Annotated in this window: 21 protein-coding genes and 1 pseudogene; 9 read left to right on the top strand and 13 right to left on the bottom strand. The window is 66.7% G+C overall.

All coding sequences use genetic code 11. From position 1 onward, the window contains the following. Positions 1 to 25: 25 nt before the first annotated feature. Positions 26 to 718, top strand: coding sequence for a GntR family transcriptional regulator (locus tag J3E61_RS10050; RefSeq protein ID WP_210083447.1), 693 nt, complete (start codon positions 26 to 28; stop codon positions 716 to 718). A gap of 8 nt (positions 719 to 726) precedes the next feature. Here the strand turns inward: J3E61_RS10050 and J3E61_RS10045 are convergent, their stop codons facing one another. From J3E61_RS10045 to J3E61_RS10035, 3 genes are all read right to left on the bottom strand, one after another. Continuing rightward, positions 727 to 1,251, bottom strand: a complete 525-nt coding sequence (locus J3E61_RS10045; protein ID WP_210083446.1) for a DUF4189 domain-containing protein — start codon at positions 1,249 to 1,251, stop codon at positions 727 to 729. 107 nt (positions 1,252 to 1,358) lie between these two features. Continuing rightward, positions 1,359 to 1,802 (bottom strand): SRPBCC family protein, encoded by a 444-nt coding sequence (locus J3E61_RS10040; protein WP_210083445.1) that lies wholly within the window; start codon positions 1,800 to 1,802, stop codon positions 1,359 to 1,361. Next, complete coding sequence (locus J3E61_RS10035) at positions 1,777 to 2,235, bottom strand: acyl-CoA thioesterase (protein WP_210083444.1); 459 nt, start codon at positions 2,233 to 2,235, stop codon at positions 1,777 to 1,779. The genes J3E61_RS10040 and J3E61_RS10035 overlap by 26 nt, the downstream gene beginning before the upstream one ends. Positions 2,236 to 2,270: 35 nt before the next feature. On the opposite strand from J3E61_RS10035, the gene J3E61_RS10030 reads away from it, so the two are divergent. Continuing rightward, positions 2,271 to 3,377 (top strand): alcohol dehydrogenase catalytic domain-containing protein, encoded by a 1,107-nt coding sequence (locus J3E61_RS10030; protein WP_210083443.1) that lies wholly within the window; start codon positions 2,271 to 2,273, stop codon positions 3,375 to 3,377. On the opposite strand, the gene J3E61_RS10025 is transcribed toward J3E61_RS10030, so the two are convergent. Beyond that, positions 3,364 to 4,218: a mechanosensitive ion channel gene (locus J3E61_RS10025; protein ID WP_192725057.1), complete on the bottom strand. Its 855-nt coding sequence runs from the start codon at positions 4,216 to 4,218 to the stop codon at positions 3,364 to 3,366. The genes J3E61_RS10030 and J3E61_RS10025 overlap by 14 nt on opposite strands. A gap of 99 nt (positions 4,219 to 4,317) precedes the next feature. Between J3E61_RS10025 and J3E61_RS10020 the strand changes: the two genes are divergently transcribed. Both J3E61_RS10020 and J3E61_RS10015 read left to right on the top strand, forming a co-directional pair. Beyond that, entirely contained in the window at positions 4,318 to 5,439 is a 1,122-nt protein-coding gene (locus tag J3E61_RS10020) for a mandelate racemase/muconate lactonizing enzyme family protein (protein WP_210083442.1), read from the top strand. A gap of 7 nt (positions 5,440 to 5,446) precedes the next feature. Next, positions 5,447 to 6,127 carry a FadR family transcriptional regulator gene (locus J3E61_RS10015; protein WP_210083441.1) on the top strand — a complete coding sequence of 227 codons (681 nt, stop codon included), beginning with the start codon at positions 5,447 to 5,449 and terminating at the stop codon, positions 6,125 to 6,127. Between the two features lie 1,482 nt (positions 6,128 to 7,609). Here the strand turns inward: J3E61_RS10015 and J3E61_RS10010 are convergent. The 4 genes from J3E61_RS10010 to J3E61_RS09995 all read right to left on the bottom strand — a co-directional run bounded on the left by J3E61_RS10010 (position 7,610) and on the right by J3E61_RS09995 (position 11,716). Further along, positions 7,610 to 8,125 carry a tripartite tricarboxylate transporter TctB family protein gene (locus J3E61_RS10010; protein ID WP_192725054.1) on the bottom strand — a complete coding sequence of 172 codons (516 nt, stop codon included), beginning with the start codon at positions 8,123 to 8,125 and terminating at the stop codon, positions 7,610 to 7,612. Positions 8,126 to 8,129: 4 nt separating this feature from the next. Next, positions 8,130 to 9,149, bottom strand: coding sequence for a tripartite tricarboxylate transporter substrate binding protein (locus J3E61_RS10005; protein WP_192725274.1), 1,020 nt, complete (start codon positions 9,147 to 9,149; stop codon positions 8,130 to 8,132). A 128-nt stretch (positions 9,150 to 9,277) separates the two neighbouring features. Continuing rightward, on the bottom strand, positions 9,278 to 11,044 hold the full coding sequence (locus J3E61_RS10000; protein ID WP_210083440.1) for an acyl-CoA dehydrogenase: 1,767 nt from the start codon (positions 11,042 to 11,044) through the stop codon (positions 9,278 to 9,280). 15 nt (positions 11,045 to 11,059) lie between these two features. Next, positions 11,060 to 11,716: a TetR family transcriptional regulator gene (locus J3E61_RS09995; protein WP_210083439.1), complete on the bottom strand. Its 657-nt coding sequence runs from the start codon at positions 11,714 to 11,716 to the stop codon at positions 11,060 to 11,062. A gap of 108 nt (positions 11,717 to 11,824) precedes the next feature. Here J3E61_RS09995 and J3E61_RS09990 point away from each other — a divergent pair. Beyond that, positions 11,825 to 11,950, top strand: a pseudogene (locus J3E61_RS09990) (CAP domain-containing protein); the annotation flags it as partial. A 3-nt stretch (positions 11,951 to 11,953) separates the two neighbouring features. Here the strand turns inward: J3E61_RS09990 and J3E61_RS09985 are convergent. The 3 genes from J3E61_RS09985 to J3E61_RS09975 are packed head-to-tail and all read right to left on the bottom strand — an operon-like array spanning position 11,954 to position 14,602. Next, a complete protein-coding gene (locus J3E61_RS09985; protein WP_192725050.1) occupies positions 11,954 to 12,733 on the bottom strand; it encodes an ATP-binding cassette domain-containing protein in 780 nt (259 codons plus the stop codon). Continuing rightward, positions 12,720 to 13,742 carry an ABC transporter substrate-binding protein gene (locus J3E61_RS09980; RefSeq protein WP_210083438.1) on the bottom strand — a complete coding sequence of 341 codons (1,023 nt, stop codon included), beginning with the start codon at positions 13,740 to 13,742 and terminating at the stop codon, positions 12,720 to 12,722. The genes J3E61_RS09985 and J3E61_RS09980 overlap by 14 nt, the downstream gene beginning before the upstream one ends. Beyond that, positions 13,739 to 14,602, bottom strand: a complete 864-nt coding sequence (locus tag J3E61_RS09975) for an ABC transporter permease (RefSeq protein ID WP_210083437.1) — start codon at positions 14,600 to 14,602, stop codon at positions 13,739 to 13,741. The genes J3E61_RS09980 and J3E61_RS09975 overlap by 4 nt, the downstream gene beginning before the upstream one ends. A gap of 261 nt (positions 14,603 to 14,863) precedes the next feature. Between J3E61_RS09975 and J3E61_RS09970 the strand changes: the two genes are divergently transcribed. The 3 genes from J3E61_RS09970 to J3E61_RS09960 are packed head-to-tail and all read left to right on the top strand — an operon-like array spanning position 14,864 to position 18,972. Continuing rightward, on the top strand, positions 14,864 to 16,384 hold the full coding sequence (locus J3E61_RS09970; RefSeq protein ID WP_192725047.1) for a Re/Si-specific NAD(P)(+) transhydrogenase subunit alpha: 1,521 nt from the start codon (positions 14,864 to 14,866) through the stop codon (positions 16,382 to 16,384). A 2-nt stretch (positions 16,385 to 16,386) separates the two neighbouring features. After that, positions 16,387 to 17,823, top strand: a complete 1,437-nt coding sequence (pntB, locus tag J3E61_RS09965; RefSeq protein WP_192725046.1) for a Re/Si-specific NAD(P)(+) transhydrogenase subunit beta — start codon at positions 16,387 to 16,389, stop codon at positions 17,821 to 17,823. A 9-nt stretch (positions 17,824 to 17,832) separates the two neighbouring features. After that, positions 17,833 to 18,972, top strand: a complete 1,140-nt coding sequence (locus J3E61_RS09960) for an acyl-CoA dehydrogenase family protein (RefSeq protein WP_210083436.1) — start codon at positions 17,833 to 17,835, stop codon at positions 18,970 to 18,972. Here the strand turns inward: J3E61_RS09960 and J3E61_RS09955 are convergent. Further along, entirely contained in the window at positions 18,962 to 19,582 is a 621-nt protein-coding gene (locus J3E61_RS09955) for a hypothetical protein (RefSeq protein ID WP_210083435.1), read from the bottom strand. The two genes, J3E61_RS09960 and J3E61_RS09955, sit on opposite strands and share 11 nt — an antisense overlap. 104 nt (positions 19,583 to 19,686) lie before the next feature. Here J3E61_RS09955 and J3E61_RS09950 point away from each other — a divergent pair, with 104 nt between their 5' ends. Further along, positions 19,687 to 21,063 carry a cytochrome P450 gene (locus tag J3E61_RS09950; RefSeq protein ID WP_210083434.1) on the top strand — a complete coding sequence of 459 codons (1,377 nt, stop codon included), beginning with the start codon at positions 19,687 to 19,689 and terminating at the stop codon, positions 21,061 to 21,063. Here the strand turns inward: J3E61_RS09950 and J3E61_RS09945 are convergent. Next, the gene (locus tag J3E61_RS09945; protein ID WP_210083433.1) at positions 21,023 to 22,219 is read right to left on the bottom strand and encodes a sensor histidine kinase; all 1,197 of its coding nucleotides are present in this window, start codon (positions 22,217 to 22,219) and stop codon (positions 21,023 to 21,025) included. The genes J3E61_RS09950 and J3E61_RS09945 overlap by 41 nt on opposite strands. Position 22,220 lies beyond the last annotated feature (1 nt).

Here is a 22,220-nt window from a genome sequence, read left to right as displayed (position 1 = left end):
CACCGCGAGACAACCGGAGACAGTCATGAACGCACCCGCCAGGCACCGTTCACAGCGGCGCCGGGCGGTGCGTCGCGAGCAGCTCTCCGACGAGGTCGCGGCCCGTCTGCGCACCGACATCATGACCGGCACGCTGCGGCCGGGGACCTTCATCCGGCTCGACGAAACCGCCGCTGCGCTCGGCGTCAGCATCACACCCGTGCGCGAGGCGCTGCGCACGCTGCGCGGCGAAGGCATGGTTCAGCTCGAACCGCACCGCGGACATGTGGTGGTTCCGCTGACCCGCAGTGATATCGAGGACATCTTCTGGTTGCAGGCCACCATTGCCAAGGAGTTGGCGGCGACGGCGGCCGAACGGATAACCGACGCGCAGATCGATGAGCTGGAAGGGCTCAACGAGGTGCTCGCCGCGGCCGTCGACCGCGGCGACCCCGAGGAGATTGTCGCGGCCGAGTTCACGTTCCACCGGGCGTTCAACCGGACGACGGACCGAATCAAGCTGGCCTGGTTCCTGTTGCACGTCGCGCGCTATATCCCTGGACAGATCTATGCGAGCGAGCCGGCGTGGGGAGCCGCGGCGGTGGCAGGCCACCGGGAACTGATCGCGGCGTTACGCAGGCGCGACGTCGACACCGTCGTGCGGCTCACCTCAGGTGAGTTCACCGACGCCGCCCAGCGTTTGGTGAACCGGCTCGACGAGATCGGGTTGTGGAGCTGATCGACGACCTATGACCACTGCGGCCGATCGACGTGTCCGCTCGTGCCAACGGGGCTGCCGTTAGTGGTCGTGCAGGCCACCGTGGCGATACGGCTGTTGGGGCCCTGCAGGGCCGCCGTCTCGGCGCTGACCACGGTCGGAGCGACCCCGGTGTGCCAGTGCGTCCAGTCGACAGCGTCGACGGCAAGGGCGACGCATTGGTTCTGGTTGTAGTTGTTGCCGACACGCTGGGTGATAAAGCAGTGCGTACCGTCGCGGTCCTGGCACAAGTTCAGTGCGGCGAAGTCGGCGTTCTGCGGTGACGGCGCATTGGTCCAAGCGGCCCAGACGCCCGTCTCCGGCGAATAGGCAATCGAGGCGACCAGCATGCCGCCGGCCGGACGTGGCTGCACAGGCACGGGCACCGGGTTGATGGGTGGCCGAGCGCCCGCGGTAGCCGCTGCACCCAGTCCCCCGGCGGCGATGGCGCCGGCAAGCAAGACGCCGGCAGTGATCTGACGCCGCATGGGCGTTTTCGTGCGGTTGGTGTTCATCGAAATCTCCTTCAGGTTGTCGCGGCCCGATTTGGGACGCGTTCACCTGTAGGAGCGGGGAGCCACCTCGGCTCCCACACTTTTCTGCGAACGAGTTTCGAACGCGGCTATTTGTCGGCGGCCAGCTGCTCAGCGCGGGTCTTGAGGTTCTCTGCCAGATAGTCGAGCGTGTCGCCGATCGCCTTCTTCACCATCGACTTCGGGATCGGCAGCTTGGTCTCGACGTCGAAGTCGACGGTCAGCAGTGAGGTGGGGCCCATCGGCACCACCGAGAACCGCTGCTCCTGCTTCTCGAAGAACTCGCCCTGCTGCAGCACGGTGTAGATCTGGTTCTCGGCCGGGTAGTAGACCGCGGTGATGAAGGTGCCGGACTGGCCCTGCACCACGACGTCGAGTCGCAGCTGGCTCGGCCTGCCGTCGTCATACTTGGCCAGCACCCAGCAGCCCTTTATCTCCTCGTTCCACTCCGGGTACGACTCGAAGTCGGCGACGATCGCCATGATCTTCTCCGCGGGCGCGGCAACCTCAACTGTCTTGCTTACGAGCGGCATCCGGCGAGCATATCGACTCGAGCAGCGACCGGATCGGCCCCGGGATCGGCACCGGACGTCGGCTCTCGCGGTCGACGTACACGTGCACCCAATGCCCTACCGCCGCCAGTGGCTGGTCGGCCTGGAAGAGCGCCAACCGATACGTGACGCTGCTGTTGCCGAGCCGCGCGACAGCCAAGCCGACCACCAGCGGGTCGGGAAACTTCAACTCTGCGAAGTATTTGCACCCCGACTCGGCCACCACCCCCAGCCACGGTGTCGTCAACGGATCAAGCCCGCACGTCGTGTTGATCCAGCCGTTGATCGCGGTGTCGAACAGTTCGTAATACACCGCGTTGTTGAGGTGACCGAACATGTCGTTGTCGGTCCATCTGGTCAGTACCGGCCAGTGCACGGGAAAATCCCGGCTGGTGAGCGATTGCTCGCTTGTCATGGCAGCAGTGTCGCAGCCTTGGCAGGCTGGACCTCATGAGGATCCGCGGCGCAGTGCTGGAAGAGATCGGTCGGGCGCGGCCCTACTCCGAATCCCGACCGCTGTCCGTCGGCGACCTCGACCTCGCGCCGCCGGGGGATTCCGAGCTTCTGGTCCGCATCGAAGCGGCCGGGCTCTGTCATTCCGACCTCTCGGTGGTCGACGGCAACCGGGTGCGGCCCGTCCCGATGCTGCTCGGGCACGAGGCGGCGGGAATCGTCGAGGAGGCCGGGTCGGCTGTCGGCGACATGCCGGTCGGGCAGCGCGTGGTGATGACGTTCCTGCCGCGGTGCGGCCAGTGTTCGGCCTGCGCCACCAACGGACTCACGCCGTGCGAACCAGGCAGCGTCGCGAACGGCGCAGGCACGCTGATGAGTGGAGCGCGCAGGCTCTCGCGCGACGGCCGGCCCGTCCACCACCACCTCGGGGTTTCCGGCTTCGCGACCCACGCCGTCGTCGACCGTCGCTCGGTGGTGCCGGTGCCGGCTGACGTGCCGCCCGAGGTCGCGTCGTTGCTCGGCTGCGCGGTCCTCACCGGCGGCGGCGCCGTGATCAACGCCGGGCAGCCGCAGCCCGGCCAGACGGTGATCGTCGTCGGCCTCGGCGGGGTGGGCATGGCCGCGGTGATCACCGGGCTGGCGCTCGAGGACGTCCGGGTGATCGGCGTCGACCAGTTGGCCGACAAGCTCGCCCTCGCCCGGACCATGGGCGCGCACGAGGCCTACACCCCGGACGAAGCGCGCGAGCGCGGGCTGAAGGCAGCGGTGGTCATCGAGGCAGCCGGTCATCCACTCGCGCTGCAGACAGCGATCGACCTGACGGCGCCTGGCGGTCGCACGGTCACTGTCGGCCTGCCCCCGCCGGATGCGCGAATCACGGTGTCGCCGTTGGGTTTTGTCGCCGAAGGTCGCTCGTTGATCGGCAGCTATCTCGGCTCGGCCGTGCCGGCGAACGACATTCCGCACTTCGTCGGGCTCTGGCGGGCAGGCCGGCTGCCTGTCGAGAAGCTCGTGTCGTCGACGATCGCCCTTCAGCAGATCAACGAGGGCATGGACCAGCTCGCCGACGGGCACGCCGTGCGCCAGCTGATCAGTTTTGACTAGTCACCGCACCCGACGTCGCGATGCCGTTGCGGCGGAAGGACGCGACGATGAGCGCACGCAACTTGCGGCCGACCTCGAACTGCTTACCCGGCAGCGTGCGCGCGACCATCCGCAGATTCACGGTGTCGACCTCGATGCTCTCGACGCCCATCAGCGACGGTTCGTCAAGCAGCAACTCGGGTAGGCCGTCGTTCTGCATCGCGGCCTTCGCGACGCCGCCGAGCACGTCGTTCACCTGGTTGAGGTCGGCCGACGTCGGCACCGGCACATCGACCACCGCGCGTGCCCAATCCTTCGACATGTTCAGCGATTTCACGATCTGGCCGTTGGGCACCGTGTACATCTCGCCGTCGCTGGTGCGCAGTTTGGTGACACGCAGTGTGACGTCTTCCACAGTGCCGACCGCCGATCCCCCCGCAGTGACGCTGAGCTCGACCAGGTCACCGAAGCCGTACTGCTTCTCGGTGATCAGGAAGAACCCGCTGAGCAGATCCTGGACGATGCGCTGCGCACCAAAACCCAGGGCGGCACCGAGCACGGCGGCAGGCGCCACCAGCGAACCAAGCGGCAGGCCAAGCTGATTGGCGATGTCGACGGCGACAACCGTGTAGAGCAGCGCGATCGCCACCGATGAGATCACCGAGGCGACGGCCTGACCGTGCTTGACGGTCTCCGACCGCACGGTGGCGTCGCGCTGGTCCCCCTTGGTGAGACGCCTGCTGATCCGTTCGGCGACCCATCGGATGACTCGCGTCACAATCATCGCGAACAGCACGACGAGGACGATGTGCAGGCCCTTGGTCAGGAGCCAATGGGTGAGGTCTTGAAGTGTCGTAGGCATACCCGCGGACGGCTTCCCACTGCGCCGGGGGGTTCAAACACCAGCGCCGAACTTGTATGATGAGTTGGTTACTTGTCATACATAGATGTCAGGAGTTCGATGTCCGACCGCATCAGCCACCTCAAGCTCTCCCACGTCGTGCTGCCGCTGGAAACACCGGTCAGCGACGCGAAGGTGCTGACCGGACGGCAGAAACCCCTGACCGAGACGGTGCTGTTGTTCGTCGAGATCGTCACCGAACAGGGCCACGAGGGCATGGGCTTCTCGTACTCCAAGCGCGCAGGCGGTCCGGCCCAGTACGCGCACCTGCATGAGATCGCCGATGTCGCGCTCGGGCAGGACCCGTCCGACATCGACCGGATCTACCAGTCACTGCTGTGGGCGGGCGCATCGGTCGGCCGGTCCGGAGTGGCCACCCAGGCGATCGCCGCGCTCGACGTCGCGCTGTGGGACCTCAAGGCGCGCCGCGCAGGCCTGCCGCTGACCAAACTGATTGGCGCGCAACGTGACTCGTGCCCTGTCTACAACACCTCCGGCGGCTTCTTGCAAGCCTCGATCGAGGAGATCAAGGACAAGGCCACCGCATCGCTGGCCTCCGGCATCGGCGGCATCAAAATCAAAGTGGGACAGCCGGATTGGAAGACGGATCTGCACCGCGTGGCCGCGCTGCGCGAGCATCTCGGAGCGACACCGTTCATGGTGGACGCCAATCAGCAGTGGGACAGGGCAAGGGCCAGGCGGATGTGCCGCGAGCTCGAGGCGTTCGACCTGGTGTGGATCGAGGAGCCGCTGGACGCATGGGACGCCGCGGGGCACGCCGACCTCAGCCACACATTCGACACCCCGATCGCGACGGGCGAGATGCTGACCTCGGTCGGCGAACACATGGCGCTGCTCGACGCGGGCTACCGCGGCATCGTTCAGCCGGATGCGCCGCGGATCGGCGGGATCACGCCGTTCCTGAAGTTCGCGACGCTGGCCGCGCATGCCGGCCTTGCGCTCGCACCGCACTATGCGATGGAAATTCATCTGCACCTCGCCGCGACGTATCCCACCGAGCCATGGGTCGAGCACTTCGAATGGCTCGATCCACTCTTCAACGAGCGCATGGAGATTCGCGACGGCCGGATCTGGGTGCCCGAGCGGCCGGGCCTCGGCGTCACGCTCAGCGACCAGATGCGAGCCCTTACCAAGGAGAGCGCGGAGTTCGGCACGAGATGATGTGCCGATGACAACGACTTTGGCGCAGCGGGTCGTCGCCGGGCTCAAGGACAAGATCCTGGCCGGCGACCTGCCCCCCGGGCACAAGCTGCCCTCGGAGGCCGAGCTCATCGACGAGTACGGCGTGTCCCGCACCGTCGTCCGCGAGGCGGTGACGCGGTTGCGCGCCGAGGGTCTCGTCGAAACCTTCCAGGGCCGAGGCTCTTTCGTGCTGGCGATGCCGGAGCCGACGTCGTTCTCCGTGGAGTCCGCGGCGATCCGGACGCACCACGACGTGCTCGACATGCTCGACTTCCGGCTCGGTATCGAAAGCGAGGCGGCCGCTTTGGCGGCAGCACGCGTCGACAAGGCAGGCGCCGAGGCGATCCGCACAGCGCTCGACGAGTTCGTCGCCGCAGCGCCGGAGGATCAGGTCGAGGCCGACTTCCGGTTTCACCGCGCGGTCGCGGCGGCCAGTGCCAACCGGTTCTACCTCGACCTGCTCGACTCACTCGGTCCGATGATGATCATGTTGGCCCGCACCCGACTTGGCGACGCGTACTCGCTCACCGACGCCGGCCACGTCGAGCGTGTCCGCAGGGAGCACGACGACGTCGCTGCCGCCGTCATCGCCCGCGACCCCGACACCGCCAGGGCCGCGATGCGGGTCCACCTCGGCAACACCCGGCGCCGTCTGGACGCGGGCTGACTTGCGGCGCCAGAAATGCCGGACCACCGGTAGCAGCGCCACCACGACGAAAATCGCCAGGATGCTTCCTGACAGCGGCCTGGTGAAGAAGCCAGTCGGGTCGCCGCCGAAGATCAGCATCGACCGCCGCGCGCTCGATTCGACCAGCGAGCCGAGGACGAAGGCCAGCACCATCGGGCCGGGGTCGAAGCCCGCCTTCTTCATCAGGTAGCCGACGATGCCGAAGCCGATCATCAGGAAGATGTCGAACACCGAGTTGTTGATCGTGTAGACGCCGAGGATCGTGATCAGCGCGGTGATGGGTGCCAGTATCGCGGGCCGCACGCGCAGGATGCGAACGAACAAGCCCACCAACGGAATCGACAGGATCAGCAGCAGGACGTTGCCGATGTACATCGAGTTGATGACGCCCCAGAACAGATCCGGATGCTCGTCGACCAACTGCGGCCCTGGCGCGATGCCGAGGATCAGCAGCGCGCCGAACAACATCGCCATCGACGCGTTGGCGGGGATGCCGATGGTCAGCAGCGGAATGAACGACGACGTGGCCGCCGCGTTGTTGGCGGTCTCCGGCGCCGCCACGCCCTCGACGGCACCGCGGCCGAACCGCTCCGGCGTCTTGGAGCGCCGCTTCTCCGCGGCGTAGGCGACCAGCGACGCGAGCACCGCGCCACCACCGGGCAGCACACCGAGCACGAAACCGATCAAGGAGCCACGGCCGATGGCGCCCGAGGACTGACGCAGGTCCTTGCGCGACGGCCACACATTGGCGACCTTGGCGGGCACGTGCGGCTTGCCGTGCCGCTGCTCGAGGTTGTACAGAATCTCGCCCACACCGAACAGGCCCATCGCCACGACAACGAAGTCGATGCCGTCGGCGAGTTGCAGGCTGTCGAACGTGAATCGGGATGCGCCGCTGAAGCTGTCGCGACCGACGGTGGCCAGCAGCAGCCCGATGGCCGCGGCGATCAACGACTTCAACATGTTGCCGTTGCCGATGGTCGCGATGAGCAGCACGCCCAACAGGGCAAGTGCGGCGTATTCGGGTGGCCCGAAGTCAAGGGCGATGTCGGCGACCACCGGCGCGAGCAGTGTCAGCCCGATGATCGAGATCGTCGCTCCCACAAAGGAACCGATGGCTGCGATGCCCAACGCGGTTCCGGCTTTGCCCTGTTTGGCCAGGGCGAAACCGTCGAAGACGGTGACCACCGACGACGCCTCACCGGGCAGTCGCAACAACACCGAGGTGATGGTGCCGCCGTATTGGGCGCCGTAGTAGATGCCGGCGAGCATGATGATCGCCGATACCGGGTTGATGCTGTAGGTGATCGGCAGCAGGATCGCGATCGTGGCCGCGGGTCCGAGCCCGGGCAGCACGCCGATCACCATGCCGATCAGCACACCGATCAGGCAGTACAGCAGGTTCTTCGGCTCGACGACGAGCGCGAATCCATCCAGAAATGCGTTGAGGTCCATGGCTTTCTACAGGGCGATCAGATGGGGCAGCGGGATCCGCAGGCCGTAGAGGAACAGGAAGTAGAACACCACGGTCGTCAGCACGCTGATCACCACGGTGTTGCGCCAGCTCTCGCCGCCGAGGAAGCGCAACCAGACGATGCACAGCAAGACGGCGGGAATCTCGAATCCGGTGAGCGGCATCAGCAGACCGAATGCGACAAAGGTGATGGCGCCGACCGCGGCGAGCGCACTACTGCGGGTGAACTTCTCGCTGTCGTCCAGGCCGCGGCCGACGACTAGTAGGAGGACCGACAACACGACGATCACCACGCTGACGACGAAGGGCCACAGGCCGGGTCCCGGCTGACGCAGAGTGCCCAGCCCGTAGCCGTAAGCCAGTATCGCGGCGCCGACGCCGATGACGAGACCCACGATTGCGCCGACCGTTTGGTAGGCGGGCCCACCGGCTGGCGGCCGTTCGTCCTCCAACTCGTGGGCGACCTCGGCTTCGATCTCGGCGAGGATGTCGTGTTGGCTCATGCCGTCATGCCTTGTCACGCAGATTGATCCCGTACTGCTTGACCAGGTCGGCATATCGCTTGGTGTCGGACTGCAACTGGGCGAGCACCTGATCGCCGGGCTCCTCCAGCGGCGTCAGGCTGTTCTGCTCGTTGAACGACTTGTAGGCGTCGGTCGTGAAGGTCGCCTTCAGGCCTTCGGTGAGTTTGTCCTTCACCTCTTGTGGGGTGCCCTTCGGCACGGTCATGAACCGGTACTGCGTCACCTCGACGTTCAGGCCCTGCTCCTTGGCGGTCGGCACGTCGGGCAGATAGGGGATCCGGGATGGCCCAAAGACGCTGAGCGGCACCAGCTTTCCGGACTTGATGTTCTCGATGGCCTCACCGACCTGCAGCGAGGCCACGTCGATCTGGTTACCCAACAGGGCGGTCAGCGCCGGCGCGCCGCCGTCGAACGGCACCGGCTGCGATGCCACGTCGGTGGACTTGAACAGCAGGGCCGCGGCCAACTGCGCGCCGGTGCCGACGCCGGTGGTGCCGTACCGGACGACGCGCTTGCTGTCCTCGAGATCCTTGAGCGTCTTGTAGCCGCTGGCGGGATTGGTGACGAGCACGTAGTCGTCGCGGGAGACCCCGTACACGACGTCGAAGTCGTCGATCTTGGTGACCTCGTCGGGGCTGACGGCCAGCGGGGTGATCGTGAACAGTGATGCGTTCTGGATCGCGATCGTCGAGCCGTCCGGCTTGGCCTTGGACACCTCGGCCGCGGCGAGCGCACCGTTGGCGCCCTCGCGGTTGATCACGGGGAAGGAGGCATGCAGGTTGTCGGACAGGCCCTTGGACACGGCGCGACTGATCAGGTCGCTCGACCCACCGGGCGAAGCCCCGACGTACATCTCGACCGTGCCGGACGGATAGTTGCCGTTGCCGCTGCCGGAACCGGTGCTGGTCTGTACTCCACCGCAGGCGGTCAGGACCAGTCCTGCGGCGGCGGCCGCCGCGAGTGCTGCGCCGAGGCGTTGGCGGCGGAAGGCGTTGGTGATCACCATGCGCGTTCACTCCTGTGTATCGGATGATGAGGGGGCGCCGATGTGGCGGCCGTCACTCATAAACTAAAGAGCGGCACCGATACCTGTCCAAGCCTGATATCGCATGGGTCGATACCTTTTGCGCATCAGAACCAGGCGTCGCGCATTTCCAATGTGGTGCGGTCCAGGCTTTCCAGCAGGTCCAGTTGCGGCGCCGTCTTCGGCAGCTCGTAGCGGAAGAAGTACTGCGCCGCCTGCCGCTTGCCGTCGTAGAAATCCCCGGCGCGGCCGTTGGCGGCCAGGAGCTGTTCCAGCCACATCCATGCGACGACGATGTGCCCGAAGGCCTCGAGGTAGACGGCGCTGTTGGCCAGTGCGGCATCAAGCTCGCCGGAGCCGAACATCCCGGTGGTCACGCTGACGAGACGCTGCCAGGTCGTATCCAGCTCGGCGGCGGCCGAGGCTGCGTCACCGCCCGCGGCGTTCGCGGTCGCGATCGTCGCGGCGATGGCCTCTCCGAGCGCGGCCAGGCTGGCGCCCCCACGCTGAGTTACCTTGCGGCCCAACAGATCCAGGCTCTGGATGCCGTGCGTGCCCTCATGGATGGGGTTGAGCCGGTTGTCGCGGTAGTGCTGCTCGACGTCGTACTCGCGGGTGTAGCCGTATCCGCCGTGGACCTGGATGGCCAGGCTGTTGGCCTCTAGGCACCACTGCGACGGCCAGCTCTTGCCGACCGGCGTCAGGATGTCGAGCAACAGCCCGAGCGAATCCCGTTCGTCGTCCGACTCGGCACTGTGAGCGAGGTCGACGAGCTTGGCGCAGTACAGCAGCAGCGCCATCCCGCCCTCGACATAAGCCTTCTGCGCCAACAGCATTCGCTTGACGTCGGCGTGTTCGATGATCGGCACCTGCGGCGTCGACGGATCCTTGGCCAGCACTGGGCGACCCTGCGGACGTTCGCGCGCATACTCCAGCGACTTGAGGTAGCCGGTATAGCCGAGCGAGACGGCGCCCATGCCGACGCCGAGGCGCGCCTCGTTCATCATCGTGAACATGTACGCCAGGCCGCGGTGCGGCTCACCGACCAGATAGCCGACCGCACCCTCGAAACTCAACACGGTATTGGTGATGCCGCGCTGGCCCATCTTGTGGTTCAGCCCGGCGAGCACCACCCCGTTGCGCTCACCGATGGATCCGTCGTCGTTGACCAGGAACTTCGGCACGATGAACAACGAGATGCCCTTGGTCCCCGGTGGCCCCCCGGGGATCTTGGCAAGCACCAGGTTGATGATGTTGTCGGTCAGCTCGTGCTCGGCGCCGGAGATCCACATCTTGGATCCGAACACTCGATACGTGCCGTCGTCCTGCGGTTCGGCGCGAGTCAGGATGTCGGCCAGCGACGAGCCGGCCTGTGTCTCGGACAGGGCCATCGTGCCGGAGAACCGTCCGGCGAGCATCGGTTTGAGGAACGCCTCGATCTGCTCGTCGGTACCGAACTTCGCCAGCAGGTTGGCGTTGGCCATGGTCAGCATCAGGTAGCCGGTGGTGCTGACGTTGGCCGCGGAGAACCAGGCGAAGCCCGCCTCGGCGACGGTCGCGGGCAGTTGCGCGCCACCGAGTTGTTGGTCCATCGACATCGCAATGAGGTCGGCTGCGGCGAACGCGTCCCACGCCTGCTTGACGTCATCGATGAGGGTGACCTTGTTGCCGTCGAACTGCGGCTCATTGGCGTCGCTCTTCTTGTTGTGCGGCGCGAAGTAGCGAGTGGCCAACTGCTCGCACAGATCGAGAACACCGTCGAAGGTCTCGCGGGAGTGCTCGGCAAAGCGCTCGCGTTTGGTCAGCTCGTCGATGCGCAGCCATTCGTAGAGCAGAAAGTCGAGATCGCGACGGGACAGCAGGGTGGACTTCACGTGTCCATCTTCCCTCTAGGTCGACCGCGCAGTGGTTTCGACGTCGATGCCCAGCGGCGAGGAGACCCGCGTCGTCTCGTCGCGAATCAGGCCGCGCAACAACGCGGTGCTGAATTCCTGCGCGATCTCCTGCGCAGTGCGCCTGCCCTGCGGCCGCAGCCAGCGGTAGGCGCCCAGCGTCATCCCGATGTAGCCGAGCGCCAGCACATGCGAGTCGCAGTCGTAGAACTCGCCGCTGGCGATGCCCCGGTCGATGACGTCGCGCACATGCTCGTAGACCTGGGTCTCCTTCTCGCGGATGTAGGCGACCTGTTCCTCGGTGAACCACTCGGTGATGTAGGGGCCCTCCTGGAAATACACGGCTGCGCGTTCGATGTTGCCCGCGATGCCGACGAGCAGCCTGCGCGTGAAGTGGTAGATGGTCTCGCGCGCCGATGCCGTCGGGTCGTCATGCAACGCATCGACCGTGAAGTCGGCCGCGCCCTTGTAGATGTCGTAGAGGATCAGCGACTTGCTCGCGTAGTAGTGGTACACGGTCGCCTTGTTCAGCCCGACCGCGTCGGCCACGTCGTCCATCCGGGTGCCGTGGTAGCCCCGCGCCGCGAACAGCTTTGTCGCGACGGTCAACAACTCCTCGCGGCGGGTCATCCCATTGGCAGACGGTTCGGACATGGCGACTCACTATAAGCGGGTATCAAACAACTGGTTGGCCAGTTTAGATCTTCGACCTGTCGTCCAAGGGGCGGTCGGTCTAGACTTCACCGAGAACCAGCCGATACGCGAGAGGGTGAGCCCATGGATCCGAATCCGGACTATGACGCGAGCGACGAGATCGAGTACGGCGCCAACTGGTTCGCATGGATCCTGCGCGGCGTATATCCACCCCCGGCGTATCCCCCGGTCTAAGCCTTAAGCAGCCGCTGCTTTCACCGCGCGCCCGACTTCGGCGCGCAACTCGGTGTATTCCGCCGAGCGACGTAATTCATCAGGGTCGACGCCTGTGCGCGGCAGGTCGACCGGCAGATCCAGCGCCACCTGCCCCGGGCGCCGGGTCAGCACCACGATCCGCGAACCCAGGAACGCCGCTTCATCGGCGCTATGCGTGACGAACACCGTCGTGCGACCCGACTCCGCGCTGACCTGCCGGACGTCTTCCTGCAGGCGCTCACGGGTCAGCGCGTCGAGCGCCGCGAACGGTTCGTCGAGCAGAAACAACGGCGTCTCGGCGGCCAGCGCCCGGGCGATCGCGACGCGCTGCTGCTGCCCGCCGCTGATCTCCCAGATCTTGCGATCGGCGGTGCCCTCCAGGCCCACGCGCGCCAGCAGTTGATCGCGACGCTCGGCGCGCCGCTCGCGCGGCACGTTGGCGTACTTGAGCGCGAGGTCGACGTTGCCGCCGACCGTGCGCCACGGGAAAAGCCGCGGCTGTTGGAACACGACGCCTGCGGTCACCCCTGGCGTCGGCGCGGAACCCGAGATCTGCACGGAGCCCTCGCTCGGCGACTCGAAGCCGGCCAGCAGCCGCAGCAGCGTGCTCTTGCCGCAACCCGACGCGCCGACCAGAACGAGAAACGATCCCGGGTCGACGGTCAGGTCGACAGGGCCCAGCGCAGTGACCCCGTCGCGACCGCGGCCGTAGCGATGCTTGACCGCCTCTATTCGGATCGCGCCGTCACTACGTGATGGCACCGGGCAACCCCTTGGTGTAGATCGCGTCCTGGAAGGTCTGCAGCGGAGCCGCCGACGGAATCTGCTTCTGGTCGGCCAGAAACTGCGACGCACTCTGCAGGTTGACCGCGATGTTGCCCGGCTTACCTTCTGCGCCAAGCCATTCCGGCGACGCGACCTGTTCTGGCGTCAGGTAGACCCCTTGCTTGAGCTGACCCGCCACCTCGTCGGGGCTCAGCCCGATCTCCGCGGCGATGGCCTTGGCCGCGGCGGCGGGGTCGTCGTGAATCAGCTTGAGTGCGCGGGCTTCCTGCTGCCGCCAGGTGTCGACGACGTCGGGATGTGCATCGGCGAACTCGTCGCGGACCGCGCCGAGATCCAGCGTCGGCTTGCCGTCCTTGGCGAGCTGACGGCTGGTGATCAGATCCTTGCCGCTCTTGCGCAGCTGATCCAGGGTGGGCAGCCAGGAGTAAGCGGCGTCGATGTCGCCGCGGTCCCACGCCGCAAGGATGGCCTGCGGCTGGAGGTCGACGAGCTGAACATCCTTGGCGGACAACCCATTCTGATTGAGCGCCGCCAGCAGGCTGTAGTGCGCGGTCGATGCGAACGGGGTGCCGATGCGCTTGCCCTTCAGGTCGGCGATCGTGTTGATGCCGCTGCCGTTGCGCGCCACGAGCGCCTCGTTGTCGCCCGCGACGTCGAGCACGAACGCGACCTTGTAGGGGATGTTCAGCGGTGCCGACAGCCCGCGCGCGACCGGGCTTGAGCCGAGCGCGCCGAAGTCCAGTTCCTTGGCGATGAACGCGGTGTTGACGTCGGCGCCGGAGTCGAACTTCGTCCACTTGATGTTGTAGTTCGGCAACGCCTCTTCAAGCCACTTGTTGTTCTTGACGATCAGGTCGCCGGACGGAAAGCTTTGGTAGCCAATGCGAATCGTCGGTTTGTCGGCTTGGTCCGCTGACCGATCCACCGAGCAGCCTGCCAACGCCAACGTGGCGGCGACAACCGCGAACAGTGCCTTGAGTTTCATATCTTGCCTCTCCAGGGGACGGCGCGCCGCTCCACGGCGCGAAGCAGACCGTCGATGACAAGGCCGGAGATCCCGATGGCGAAGATGCCGACCAGCACGACGGGGGTGTTGTTGTAATTGCTTGCGTCTTTGACAAGGCCGCCGATGCCGGGCAGCCCGTTGAACAGTTCGGCCGCGACCACCGAGGAGTACGCCATGCCGACCGCAAGCCGGACTCCGGTGAACGTCTCGGGCAGCGCTGACGGGACGACGACGTCGCGGATCACCTGACGCCGCGAGGCGCCCAAAGCGCGCGCCGCCTCCTGCAGACCGACGGGTGCGGCGACGACGGCCGCGGTGGTGGCGACGGCGGCGGGCGGCAGCGCAGCCAGCGCCAGCAGCGTGATCTTCGGGGCCTCGTCGATGCCCAGCCAGATGACGAGCAGGAAGAAGTAGGCCAGCGGCGGCAGCGCACGCAGGAACGTCAGCCAGGGTTCGAGCACGCTGCGCACCCAGCCGACCGACCCCATCACCAGGCCGAGCAGTACGCCGAGGACGACACCGATCACCACGCCGGCGAACACGCGCCGCAGCGTCATGTAGAGGTGCTCCCACAACAGGTATCCGGCGTAGCCGCGGACACCGTCGTGTGTGGTCGAGACGTCGAGGAACGCGTGCCACACCGCGCTGGGGTAGGGCACGAACGTCTGGTTCCAGATGCCGCTTGCCGCGATGAGCTGCCACACGACGAAGAACACGACGACCGAAAGCAGTGGCAACGCGGCCCGCGTCAGTCGCCCGCGCCACCTGCCTGACGGCACGACGGCCGGCGGCGAATCGGCGAGCGACTCGTCGGGGGCAGTATCAACGAAAACAGACACCGCGTATTGGTACCGGGACGAGACCGTTCGGTGAAGGTCTGCGCTCAGCGCGAGTTTTACTGCGCCAACCCCCGCGGCGCCCGCGAACGTGGGTTACCCGCACGCTCGAGGCGAAGAAAGCGTGCGGGTAACCCACGTTCGGCGGTGATCTGGGGCGACCGACCCACAGGACACATGGCCGATTTCTGTCAACTCTTAGACTGACGTATTCCACGCGTCCCAGACGCGGACCGTGTCAGAACCTAGATCGGATCGAAATCGATGATCATCGGGATCCCGAGAGAGTCGCTGCCTGGCGAAACGCGCGTGGCGGCCACGCCGCAGACGGTCGGCCAACTCATCAAGCTGGGCTACGAGGTAGTGGTCGAGACCGGCGCGGGTGCCGCCTCGAGCTTCTCCGACGAGGCGTTCACCGAAGCGGGTGCCGCGATCGGTGACGCCTGGACGGCCGACGTCGTGCTCAAGGTCAACGCGCCGGACAACGCTGAGATCGCCGCCCTGCGCGACGGCGCCACCCTGATCAGTCTGATCTCCCCCGCGCTCAAGCCGGAACTCGTCGAACAGCTGGCCACCCGGCCGATCACCGTGCTGGCCATGGACGCTGTTCCGCGTATCTCGCGGGCCCAGTCGCTGGACGTGCTGTCGTCGATGGCCAACATCGCCGGCTACCGGGCCGTGGTCGAGGCCGCGCACAGCTTCGGCCGCTTCTTCACCGGACAGGTGACCGCGGCGGGCAAGGTGCCGCCGGCCAAGGTACTGGTCGTCGGCGCGGGCGTCGCCGGCCTTGCCGCCATCGGGGCGGCGGGCAGCCTCGGCGCCATCGTGCAGGCCACCGACCCGCGGCCCGAGGTCGCCGATCAGGTCCGCTCGCTCGGCGGCGAGTACGTTTCTGTCGACCCGGAGGCAGCCGAGGTCTCGGCCACCGGCTACGCCAAAGAGATGGGCGACGACTACAAGGCCCGCGAGGCTCAGGTCTACGCCGACCTGGCCAAGGACGTCGACATCATCATCACCACCGCGCTGATCCCCGGTAAACCGGCGCCGCGCATCATCACCGCCGACATGGTCGCCTCGATGCGGCCCGGCAGCGTGATCGTCGACATGGCGGCGGCCAACGGCGGCAACGTCGAGGGCACCGTCAAGGACCAGGCGGTCGTCACCGACCACGGCGTGACGATCATCGGCTACACCGATCTGGCGGGCCGACTGCCCGCAACCGCGTCACAGCTCTACGGCACCAACCTGGTGAACCTGCTCAAGCTGCTCACCCCCGAGAAGGACGGCAAGCTCATCCTCGATTTCGAGGACGTGGTTCAGCGCTCGGTGACGGTGGTCCGCGACGGCGAGATCACCTGGCCGCCGCCGCCCGTGCAGGTGTCCGCCGCTCCGGTTGCCGCGGCCGCTCCGGTCGAGCAGAAACCGGCCAAACAACCCATGACCACCGCGCGCCGGCTGGGGTTGACCTTCACCGCCGCGGCGGTACTGTTCGCGCTGATCGCGCTGTCGCCTGCCGCGCTGCAGGTGCATCTGACCGTCTTCGCGTTGGCCATCGTGATCGGCTACTACGTGATCGGCAACGTGCACCACGCGCTGCACACCCCGCTGATGTCGGTGACCAATGCGATCTCCGGGATCATCGTCGTCGGTGCCCTGCTGCAGATCGGGCACGGCAATGTGGTCGTCACCGCGGTGGCGACCCTGGCGACCCTGCTCGCCAGCATCAACGTCTTCGGCGGCTTCGCGGTGACCCGCCGCATGCTGGCCATGTTCTCGAGGAGCTGACCATGTCGCTGGAAACCACCGCAACCGCGGCCTACGTCGTCGCGGCCATCCTGTTCATCTTGGCGTTGGCCGGCCTGTCCAAGCACGAAACATCAAGGGCGGGCAACACTTTCGGCATCACCGGCATGGCCGTCGCCCTGGTCGCGACGATCGCGCTGGCCTTCGCCCACGACATCGAACCCGTCGGCGTCGCACTGCTGTTCGGTGCCATGGCTATCGGCGCGGCCATCGGTCTGTGGCGCGCCAAGGTCGTCGAGATGACCGGAATGCCCGAGCTGATCGCGTTGCTGCACTCGTTCGTCGGCTTGGCGGCCGTACTGGTCGGGTGGAACGGTTATCTGCACGTCGAACGTGATCTCGCGGGATCCGAGGCCACGCTGCTGCATCACGAGGGCATGCTCGGCATCCACTCGGCCGAGGTCGTCATCGGCGTCTTCATCGGCGCGGTGACCTTCACCGGCTCCATCGTCGCCAACCTCAAGCTCTCGGCCCGCATCAAGTCCGCGCCGATGATGCTGCCCGGCAAGAACTTCCTCAACGTCGGCGCGCTCGTCGTGTTCGCCGCGCTGACCGTCTGGTTCGTGATCAGCCCGCAGCTGTGGCTGCTGGTGGTGGTCACCGCGCTGGCACTGCTGCTCGGCTGGCACCTGGTCGCCTCGATCGGCGGCGGCGACATGCCGGTCGTGGTGTCGATGCTCAACAGCTACTCCGGTTGGGCGGCAGCGGCTTCGGGCTTCCTGCTGTCCAACGACCTGCTGATCGTCACCGGCGCGCTCGTCGGCTCCTCGGGTGCGTACCTGTCCTACATCATGTGCAAGGCGATGAACCGGTCGTTCATCTCGGTGATCGCGGGCGGCTTCGGCATCGAGGCAGGCCCCGCCGACGACAAGGACTACGGCGAGCACCGCGAGATCAACGCCGAGGGCGCCGCCGAACTACTCGAATCGGCCAGTTCGGTGATCATCACGCCCGGCTACGGCATGGCTGTCGCCCAGGCCCAGTACGGCGTCGCCGACCTGACCCGCAAGCTGCGCGCCCGCGGCGTCAACGTCCGCTTCGGCATCCACCCCGTCGCGGGCCGCCTGCCCGGCCACATGAACGTGCTGCTGGCCGAGGCCAAGGTGCCTTACGACATCGTGCTGGAGATGGACGAGATCAATGACGACTTCGACGACACCGACGTCGTGCTCGTCATCGGCGCCAACGACACCGTCAACCCGGCGGCCGCGGAGGATCCGGGCAGCCCGATCGCCGGCATGCCGGTGCTCACGGTGTGGAACGCCAACCACGTCATCGTGTTCAAGCGGTCCATGGCATCGGGCTACGCGGGCGTACAGAATCCGCTGTTCTTCCGGCAGAACACCCAGATGCTGTTCGGTGACGCCAAGGACCGGGTCGACGCGATCAACGCGGCGCTCTCGGAAACCGCGAAGGTCTGACGCACGCACATGGCCGTCGACCGCCTGCTGCCAAGCGACGACGCCGTTGACCTGGTCGCGCTGACCCGCGACATCTGCGACAAGGTCCTCGACCCGATCGTCGACGCGCACGAGAAAGCAGAGACGTACCCGGAGGGCGTGTTCGCCCAACTCGGTGCCGCCGGGCTGCTCAGCCTGCCGCAGCCCGAACAGTGGGGTGGCGGTGGCCAGCCCTTCGAGGTCTATCTGCAGGTGCTCGAGGAGATCGCGGCGCGCTGGGCGGCGGTCGCGGTGGCGGTCAGCGTGCACAGTCTCTCGTCGCATCCGCTGCTGGCGTTCGGCACCGACGAGCAGAAGCAGCGCTGGCTGCCCGGCATGCTGAGCGGCGAGCAGATCGGCGCGTACAGCCTTTCCGAACCGCAGGCCGGTTCCGATGCCGCGGCACTGCAGTGCAAAGCGATCAAGTCGGATGACGGGTATCTGCTCAACGGCTCCAAGTCGTGGATCACCCACGGCGGGCGCGCCGATTTCTACACGTTGTTCGCACGCACTGGTGAAGGCTCTCGCGGCATTTCGTGTTTCCTGGTGCCCGGCGATCTGGACGGGCTGAGTTTCGGTAAGCCAGAAGAGAAGATGGGGTTGCACGCGGTGCCGACGACGTCGGCGTTCTATGACAACGCGGTTGTCGACGCCGACCGGCTGATCGGTGCGGAGGGCCAGGGGCTGCAGATCGCGTTCTCGGCATTGGATTCGGGCCGGCTGGGTATCGCGGCGGTCGCGGTCGGGTTGGCGCAGGCGGCGCTGGACGAGGCCGTCAAGTACGCCAACGCGCGAACGACGTTCGGCCGCAAGATCATTGACCATCAGGGCCTTGGCTTCGTATTGGCCGACATGGCCGCGGCAGTGGCGAGCGCGCGGGCCACGTACCTGGACGCCGCGCGTCGACGCGACCTGGGCAGGCCGTATTCACAGCAGGCCAGCGTGGCCAAGCTGGTGGCCACCGACGCGGCGATGAAGGTCACCACCGACGCGGTGCAGGTGTTGGGCGGCGTCGGCTACACCCGCGATTTCCGCGTCGAGCGCTATATGCGCGAAGCGAAGATCACTCAGATCTTCGAGGGCACCAACCAGATCCAGCGGCTCGTCATCGCGCGCGGGCTCACCACATAGCGCGCTGACGTTTAGCCTTGCCCCGCCTTCGGTGCACGAGGATCGCGCCGACAACCGCGCCAACCGCGACGGCCAGGGCCACGAGCGCCACGAGGACGTAGACCACGCCCATCGCGACGTCGGAGTCACTGCCTGCCTCGGTGGCATACGTGGGGTCGGCAGGGTCGTAGGTGATCTGGATTTCGTCGCCGACAGCGGGACGGGTGCCGGTGACCCAGACGAACTCGGCCGTGGCTGGTGCGCCTTCGGCGGTGGTGAACTCGACGGTGACGGAGTCGGTGAAGAGCTCCAAATCGGTGACGGTCGCGGTGGTCGTCACGCCGTAGGAGTCGAGGTAGCTGTTGGAATAGAAACCCACGAACGCAATGAAGCCGGCGATCACCACACCGATGAGGCTGACGACCGCCAGGCCCCACAACAGGACGGCCCACACCACATGCGGACCGGGCGGCGGACCCCACGGCGATTGCTGCGGCGGCGGTGACCACCCATAGCCGGGCGCCCCGTACGCGGAGGGTCCGTATGGGGGCGGTCCGTATGCGGGGGGTCCGTATGCAGGCGCGCCTGGCGGCTGCGGGGAGTCATGGGACGGCTGCCACTGCGGCTCCATGGGCTAATGGTGCCGTAGCCGCTGGTGATCGCGCGTGGTTTAACGACGCAATTCCTACTGCGGGCGGTAGACGGCAATTATTCGCCGGGCGTATAACCAGGCTCATGGTGATCGAGACCACGAGCGCCCGACTGTCGTCGTGGCAGCGCACCGCGAGCGCGGCGAGGGTGACTTCGGCGGCTGGTCTGCCCCCGGGCCCGCGATTGCCGAGCGCGCTGCAATCGCTGTTGATCTGGACGCAACGGCAGCGGTTCATCCCCGCGATGCACCGCCGCTTCGGCGACACCTTCACCGTCAACGCCGAACCGACCGGCTACGGCGTGGTGCTGCGCCATCCCGACGACCTGCGCACGATCTTCCGGGGCGATCCGGAGATCTACCGTGCAGGCGAAGCCAACTCGCTGCTGACCCCAGTGGTGGGCAGGCAGTCGGTGCTGACGATGGACGCGCCCGACCATGTCGTCGAGCGCAGGCGGATGCTGCCGCCGTTCCACGGCGAACGCATCGCCCGGGTGACCGCGCTGATGGAAGAGGAGACCGAGCGGGAGATCGCGGGGTGGCCCATCGGCCGGGATTTCGAATTGTTGCCGCGGATGCAGGAACTGACGTTGAGCATCATCGTGCGGGTGGTGCTCGGCGTCGACGAGGACGACAGGGCCAGGGCCGTCGGCGCGGCACTGCGGCGCGTGCTGGCGTTCCACCTGCGCGACATGCTGGTCTGGCTGTGGCCGGGGCTGCTGCGGGTGCCGCCGTGGAAGAGTGTCGTGCGCGACCTCGACCGAGCGGATCGGCTGATCTATGCCGAGATCGAGCGCAGGCGAGCCGATCCCGGCCGAGCCGAGCGGGCCGACGTGTTGTCGATGCTGCTGGACGGCGACCCGGATCCGGGGCTGGTGCGCGACGAACTGGTCACGCTGTTGGTGGCCGGGCACGAGACCACCGCTGTTGCGCTGTCCTGGACCTTCGAACGGCTGCTGCGCCATTCCGGCGCGCTGGACAAGGTGCGGTCTGGACTCGGCGACCCCCGTGACCCGTACCGCGCAGCCGTCGCCAAGGAAGTGCTGCGGCTGCGGCCGGTGATCATGAACATCGCGCGCCGCGTCACCCAGCCGGTCGAGTTGGCTGGCCACACGATGCCTGCGGGCACCCTGTTGCTGCCGTCGATCATCGGCATTCAAACCGACCCGAAGATCTGGGGCCACGACGCCGCGTACTTCCGGCCGGAACGCTGGTTGGCTGAAGACGTGCCGATGTACGCGTGGATTCCGTTCGGCGGCGGTGCGCGCCGCTGCCTCGGTGCGACGTTTGCCCTGACCGAAATGGACGCGGTACTGCGAACTGTGTTGCGGCGCATTGAGTTACGCGCTGACCGCCCCCAAGATGAGGCGATGCGCATGCATCACATCACGCTGGTGCCTGCGCGCGGCGCGCGGGTGCACGTCACCGCGAAGCGTCAGGCTCCGGCGGCGACGTCACCGTGATCTGAGTGCCGTGGCCGGTACGCGAGGTGATGTCCATCGACCCGCCCATCGCGTCGAACCGCGCCAGCAGCGAGCCCAGCCCGATGTGCCCGTCGGCGACGTACTGCGCGACGATCGCCGGGTCGAATCCGGTGCCGTCGTCGTCGACGGTCAGGATCACCCGGTTCCCCTTGCGGTGCAGGCCGACGCGGACCGTCGTCGCTTTCGCGTGCTTGCCGATGTTGGTCAGCAGTTCGCGGGCCGCCCGGTACATCAACGCCTGCGACTCCGGCTTACCCACGTCCTCGAGGTCGGTCTGCACGGTCACGTCGTTGCGGGACTCGAACTGGCGCAACAGTTCTCGCACCGCCGGGGTGAGGCCGAGCTGGGCCAGCACCTGTGGGTGCAGCTGCGTGACGGTCGAGCGCAGCCCGCTCGCGGTTTCCTGCAGCGCCGAGTACACCATGTCCAGTGCGGGGTCGGGATTGCGTTCCCGCGCCTCGTCGAGTTCGAGCCGTGCGGCCAGCAGCGTCTGCAGCGGTCCGTCGTGCAGATGCTCGGCGACGTCGCGGTTGTGCCGCTCGTCGGATTGCATTGCCTCCGAGACCAACTGGCGCCGCATCTCCTGCAGTGCCCGCACCCGAGCCGATCTGCGTGCAAGCACGTAACACAGGGCTGTCACCGCGACTGCCAGCCAGAGCAGGAAGCCGAAGTGCGTGTACACCATGTTCGGCAGTCCGACCTTGTCGTCGCGTTTGGAGTAGAAGATCCATACCGCGAGATAGCCTGCCGCCGTGACTGTTCCGATGATCGCCGTCAACCACGGCCGATCCTGAAACGCCACCGAGATCGGGAGCAGGAAGAAGACGGGCAGCAGCGCCGCGGTCGCACCGCCAGAAACCAAACACAGCGTGAGGATCACCAGCAGGTCGACGGACGTCGACGCCCAATCACCCCACCGTGGCACCGGCCCCCTCAGCACAGCCACGAGCCACAGCAGCGCGGCGACCGCGTAGATGCCGAGGATCACCGCGTACAACTCCGGCAGCCAGTGGTCCACCTCCCAGATCCACACCAACACCGCGATCAGACCGATCAGCGGCAGCCGCAGCAACGCCGAGACGCGTACCGGTTCCGCGGCGAAGTAGTCGATGACTCCATGGAGTGGACGCGCCACG

It is taken from the genome of Mycobacterium sp. OAE908 (assembly GCF_017872775.1).
In the GTDB taxonomy this organism is placed as follows: Bacteria; Actinomycetota; Actinomycetes; order Mycobacteriales; family Mycobacteriaceae; genus Mycobacterium.
Note: the sequence above shows the minus strand (reverse complement) of the source record. Positions and strands in the feature narration are given on the sequence as shown.